We start from the raw sequence: 4,780 nt of genomic DNA, 5'->3' as shown, positions 1-4,780 counted from the left end.
TTCAGGCCGCCGTGCTCTTGCTACGGATCCCCCCCCCAGAAACCCCTGGGCCCCCACGTGCGCCGCTTAGGTCACTCCAATGCGTCAGAGTGCGTCGCTTTTAACCCCCCTGCGAAATTGAGCCCCCCGCCTCCCCGCTCAATACTCAACCCATGAAAACAACAAGCCGAGCCTATCAAGCGCTGGGCGCACCGCTTCAGGCCCGCAACACCCTGCAGCCCGGAATAAGCGTGCGTCGCCCCGCCAAGGAAGAGTCAATCGGAACAGTGGAGGCCTTACCACCCTCCCCAGCAGCATGGAATCAATGCTGGCCATAACACTGCCGATCCAACTGACTGCATACAAAAGGACGCACCTGGCATCGACACCAGGCCCACGCCTTGCAAGTCGCTCAACATTTGCACCCACCACCCAGGCAGGAACTCGAAATGAAAAAAGAAATAGAGACGGGTTATGGTTTGACCGGCATTGACTTCAATTCCCTCAGCTTGAAACGACGCTCGTTCCTGCTGGGCGCTGCCGCCTCTGCCGCAGGCTTGTACCTCGGCTCGTTCGTGCCCAGCGCATTTGCCGCCACCACCGGGCACCTGGAAATCCTCGGCTGGGAAGGCGAAACCGGCGACGCCGAACTTGCCGACTGGCGCAAGCAACGCAACGTTACCGTGCGCTCCAGTTATGCCAGCAACCAGGACGACATCACCGCCCGGCTGGCCGGCTCCGATCCGGTGCAGCTCGACCTGACCATGTACGCCTTGGGCTACGAAAAGATCTATCAGGAAATGGGCCTGCTCAAGGCCATCGACACCACGAAGATCCCCAACTATTCCGCCGACAATACCCTCGCGCTGTTCTACAAGGGCAGCCGTTGGTACTGGGACGGCAAGCAATGGGGCATCCCGTTGCTGTGGGGGATGAACACCATCATCTACAACCCCAAGAACGTCAAAAAGCCCACCCAATACACCGACCTGCTGGACCCCAAGCTCAAGGGCAAGTTGACCTTTGTCGATGACGGCACCTCGAACTGGTCGCTGATCGCAACTATCGCCGGCTACGGCGACAAGTACCCCAACCTGACCCGCGCCGAATTCAACGACGCCTTTGAAAAACTCAAGCCGTACCGTGATCAATGCCGCGTGTTCGCGGCTTCGTCGGGTGACGCGGTATCGCTGCTGGTATCGGGTGAAGTGGACGCGGTGTTCTCGGCCTCCGCCAACACCCCGAGCGAAACCATCAAGCGTGGCGTGACCACTGCCCTGTCGGTGCCCAGCGAAGGCGCAGCGCTGTGGTGCGATGCGTTGTTCATCCCGAAAACCGCCAAGGATATTCCCCTGGCCCTGGAGTTCATCAACAAGACCCTGGAGCCCGATACCCAGGCCAAGATGGCAACCACGATGTTCTCCGGCGTGGTCAACCCCAAGGCCGTGCCGCTGCTGCCGGAGGACCTGAGAAACACCTTTGACTACGCGAACCTCGACAGCTTCTTCGAGAAATCCAAACTCTATGGCCAACCGCCCCTGAGCTCCGAAAAGTATGTGACCTATGCGGAATGGATCGATCAGTGGGCGAACTTCAAAGGCTCGTTCTAGAGCGCTTGGCACGCCGGCGCTGGCAACCGTGGGGTGGGTGTTCATCAACACGCGCCCCACGGGTCAACGCGCCCTGACTCTCGAATAAAAACGCAAAGGCAACCTCATCATGACCGTAGTCAACAACACCGAGTCCATGCCCCTGGACGACGGCGATTCAAGGGTCGGTAAACACGTGAAGATGGATAAGAGAACCCTCAGCGGGTATTGGCTGGCGTCGCCGCCGTTGCTGTTTCTGGTGGTGTTCTTTCTGGTTCCGTCGGCACTGTTGCTGATTGCCAGTTTCTGGACCGCCAAGACCTTCAGCATGGAGCCCGCCGCCACCCTGGCCAACTATGCCAAGGCCCTGAGCGCCAGCGGGTTTTATGACTCGCTGTGGATCGCCCTGCAAAACGGCTTCTGGACCGCCCTGCTCTCCACCGTGATCAGTGCGCCGGTGGCCTATTACATCGTGTACCGCACACGCTCCAACGCCGTGTTGTACCTGGCGTTGGTGTCGTGGTTTTCCAGTTACCTGGTACGGGTCTACGCATGGCGCTCGATCCTGGGCACCAACGGCGTGATCAACTCCACCCTGCTGCACTTCGGCCTGATCGACCAACCGCTGGAGTGGCTGGTGTTCAGCAAGTTCGCCGTGGTGCTGACCCTGGTGCACATCATGCTGCCTTTCACTCTGTTGCTGCTGGTGTCGGGCCTGCGGGACATCAAGAAGGACTACCTGGAGGCCGCTGCCGACCTGGGCGCCGGCGGTGTCACCATTCTGTGGCGGGTGATCATGCCGATGGCCCACAAGAGCATCGTCAGCTCCTTCATGTTCACCTTCGTGCTGGCCGCCAGCGACTACGTCACCCCGCAACTGCTGGGCGGCCGGGATGCGATGACCACCGGGCTGGTGATCGCCAACCAGTTCCGCTCGGTAGGTAACTGGCCACTCGGTGCGGCGATGGCTTATCTGCTGTTGATCGTGTTCATGCTGGTGTACGCGTTGCTGCTGGGGGTGTTGCGCGCAGCCAACCTGGCACCCGGCAAGCGTTACCACGACTGACTGCCGCTCATAAAAAAGGTAACTCCCCATGATCCGGTTATTCACTTACGTCTACATGTTGTTCCTCTACGCGCCCATCGCGATTATCGCGCTGTTCAGCTTTCACTCGTCCGCCTCGCTGTCGTTCCCGTTCGAGGGTTTTTCCACGCGCTGGTACGAGGCGCTGTTCAGCAGTTCGGACTTCATGACAGCCCTGACCAACAGTGCGATCGTCGCCGCCGGTTCGGCGATTCTCACCACGCTGCTGGGCACGTTCTCGGCCCTGGCGCTGATGCGCATGAAAGGCCGGGTAAAAGCGGTGTTCGCGTTCATGAACTTTGCCCCCATCGCCTTGCCCGGTTTGTTTTTGGGGATTGCACTGGTGATTTTCTTCTCACTGGTCGGCCTGCCCCGTTCGCTGCTGACGGTGATCATCGGCCACACCCTGTTCACCTTTCCGTTCTTCGTGGAGTCGGTGCGCTCACGGCTGGAGTATTTCGACCTGTCGTTCGAGGAGGCCGCCCGCGACCTCGGCGCCTCGCCCCTCAAAGCGTTCTGGCTGGTGACGCTGCCGATCATCGGGCCAACCATCGCCGGCGCCGCGATCCTCGCGGTGGCGCTGTCGATGGATGAATTCCTGATCACCGTGTTCGTCACCGGCAGCGACACCACGCTGCCCCTCATGATTCTTTCGATGATGCGCCGCGCCGTCAGCCCCACCATCAATGCCGCCTCGGTATTCATGCTGGTGGTGACCATTGCCATCATCGCCATTGCCGGCCTGGTCATGACCTTGCGTCGTCGCCGCCTCGAACTTGAACGTGCTGAAACTGCAGAGTAATCACCATGACCAACAGTATTGAACTGACCGGGATTTCCAAGAGCTACGGCAACCTCACTGCCCTGGGCAAAGTCGACCTCACGGTAAAACGCAACGAGATCCTGACCCTGCTCGGCCCCAGTGGCTGCGGCAAGACCACCCTGATGCGGATCATTGCCGGCTTCGAAGAGCCCACCACCGGCAAAGTGGTGATCGACGGCAAGGACTCCACCGCCCTGGCGCCTGAACACCGCCCGGTGAATATGGTGTTCCAGAAGTACGCGCTGTTCCCGCACCTGGACGTGTTCGACAACGTGGCCTTCGGGTTGCGTTTGAAGAAGAAGCCCAAGGATGAGATCAAGCGTGAAGTGAACAAGGCGCTGGAACTGGTGCAACTGGAAAGCTTCAAGAGCCGTTGGATCTCCGAGCTCAGTGGCGGGCAGGCGCAACGTGTGGCCCTGGCCCGCGCACTGGTGAATCGCCCGGCGGTGTTGCTGCTGGACGAGCCGCTGGCGGCCCTGGACCTGAAGATTCGCCATCACATGCTTAACGAGATCAAGCGCATCCACGAAGAGACTTCCACCACGTTTGTGTATGTGACTCACGACCAGGACGAAGCGATGATCTTGTCGGACCGTGTGGTATTGCTGAACAAGGGTGGCATCGAGCAGATCGGCGGGCCGCAGGAGATGTATTGGTCGCCGCGCACGTTGTTTGCCGCCAGGTTTTTCGGCGATACCAATATCGTCAACGGCACGTATGGGCTGGGTGGCGTGGTCGAGTTGCCGTTTGGGCGTTATGCCCATACGGCTAAAAGCGGCGTGGGTGCAGGGCCGGTGAATGTGTCGATCCGGCCTGAAACCATCGGCCTTGAGCCGGCTCTGGGCGCCGCACTGGCCGACGGTGCGTTCGCCGGGAAGGTCAAGGACACTTCGTTTATCGGTAATCGGGTGATCTACCGCGTGGAGGTGGCCGGTGGCACGCTTGATCTCAAATGCCAGCAACTGCCGACTCCCGGCAGCCACGCACTGCCGCCGGGGACTAACGTGGCGTTGACCTGCAAACCGGAAAGCTTTGTGGTGATTCCGGTCTGAAGGGGTTCAACATGGGGCCTGGCTGAAGCAGCCGAGGTTCATTTTTACGCTGGATCATGCGCTCTTTCACGGGAGGCTGGTCTGGCGTTTTTTTTGCCCGGGGGGGAAGAGAGTAATGGTCGGTTTTATTGAGCGGGAAGTGGGCCCTCCGGTAAGTCTAGATTTACCGGGGGCCCGTGCCGGGCTGACCATCTCATTAGGGCTCTGCCCCGCCTGTCGGCGCCTCGCCTAGGCTCGGCGTTCCCTCACTCCG

Annotated in this window: 4 protein-coding genes; all 4 read left to right on the top strand. The window is 60.1% G+C overall.

Going from position 1 to position 4,780, the window contains the following annotated elements:
* Positions 1 to 428: 428 nt before the first annotated feature.
* Complete coding sequence (locus HX801_RS03830) at positions 429 to 1,589, top strand: PotD/PotF family extracellular solute-binding protein (RefSeq protein WP_008430158.1); 1,161 nt, start codon at positions 429 to 431, stop codon at positions 1,587 to 1,589.
* A 109-nt stretch (positions 1,590 to 1,698) separates the two neighbouring features.
* Positions 1,699 to 2,634 (top strand): ABC transporter permease, encoded by a 936-nt coding sequence (locus HX801_RS03825; RefSeq protein ID WP_008430156.1) that lies wholly within the window; start codon positions 1,699 to 1,701, stop codon positions 2,632 to 2,634.
* A gap of 28 nt (positions 2,635 to 2,662) precedes the next feature.
* Positions 2,663 to 3,454: an ABC transporter permease gene (locus HX801_RS03820; RefSeq protein WP_008430153.1), complete on the top strand. Its 792-nt coding sequence runs from the start codon at positions 2,663 to 2,665 to the stop codon at positions 3,452 to 3,454.
* A gap of 5 nt (positions 3,455 to 3,459) precedes the next feature.
* On the top strand, positions 3,460 to 4,527 hold the full coding sequence (locus HX801_RS03815; RefSeq protein WP_008430152.1) for an ABC transporter ATP-binding protein: 1,068 nt from the start codon (positions 3,460 to 3,462) through the stop codon (positions 4,525 to 4,527).
* Positions 4,528 to 4,780: the final 253 nt, after the last annotated feature.

It is taken from the genome of Pseudomonas sp. G1002, assembly GCF_013385455.1.
GTDB lineage: Bacteria > Pseudomonadota > Gammaproteobacteria > Pseudomonadales > Pseudomonadaceae > Aquipseudomonas.
This window is presented reverse-complemented; position numbering and strand designations above follow the sequence as displayed.